This is a genomic window from Microbacterium sp. VKM Ac-2923 (genome assembly GCF_022815605.1).
GTDB lineage: Bacteria > Actinomycetota > Actinomycetes > Actinomycetales > Microbacteriaceae > Microbacterium.
This window is the reverse complement of the sequence record NZ_JALGRP010000036.1, coordinates 1-280: the sequence shown is the minus strand read 5'-3', so window position 1 is coordinate 280 and position 280 is coordinate 1. Positions and strand designations below refer to the sequence as shown.

Genomic DNA, 280 nt, shown 5'->3' with positions numbered 1-280 from the left:
CTCGACTTCCGCAGCCCACATGTCATGCTGACCGAACTGATCAACGGTGTTGCACTAGCCACCTGAGACCACCTTCGAGACCGTCCGGGTGTCTTGGACACTCAGCGCGGTGCGGCGACACGAGCGCGCCGCCGGAAGATCGCGTGGTCACGCGCCCCAGCCGGCCTGGATGCCGCCGACACGCTCTTCCGCGATGCGGGTCGGGTATCCGGATGCCGCGAACGCGGCCATCGGGTCGGCGGGGAGGCCTCGCGACTCGCGCCACTCGGCGAGGGCCGGG

At 70.0% G+C, this 280-nt stretch carries 1 pseudogene; it reads right to left on the bottom strand.

The features are described 5' to 3' along the window. Window positions 1–147: 147 nt before the first annotated feature. Window positions 148–280: pseudogene (locus MT347_RS18025) on the bottom strand (rhamnose isomerase); the annotation flags it as partial.